The organism is Sulfitobacter sp. CW3, from assembly GCF_019392245.1.
Lineage (GTDB): Bacteria > Pseudomonadota > Alphaproteobacteria > Rhodobacterales > Rhodobacteraceae > Sulfitobacter.
In genome coordinates, this window is record NZ_JAHXRL010000531.1 from 1 (window position 1) to 240 (window position 240).

Annotated in this window: 2 protein-coding genes; both read right to left on the bottom strand. The window is 52.9% G+C overall.

Annotated features, from left to right (window positions below):
• The coding region (locus KZZ06_RS24000; protein WP_368858728.1) for a hypothetical protein at positions 1-113 on the bottom strand (113 nt) is incomplete at its 3' end.
• An 8-nt stretch (positions 114-121) separates the two neighbouring features.
• Complete coding sequence (locus tag KZZ06_RS22110; RefSeq protein ID WP_257884546.1) at positions 122-235, bottom strand: hypothetical protein; 114 nt, start codon at positions 233-235, stop codon at positions 122-124.
• Positions 236-240 lie beyond the last annotated feature (5 nt).

The window sequence follows — 240 nt, forward strand, 5'->3', positions numbered from 1 at the left end:
ATCCAACCCGGCACTTTCTCGACAAGATCGAAGGTTGCAAAATGCTTCTTCGCGCCGAACCCTACGTTGTAGCCGGTGTTGGCTATCGCCTTAAGAAGACCAGCTCTGTCCACCGGATATCCTACTCGGTTATGGGAACGTGAATGCGATCTTTGGCGACGACGACGCCGTCTTTCACGGCGTAGCATTCTACAATATGGTCGCCCCGAAAGTTGGTCCTTTCTATCTTCTCCAGACGGC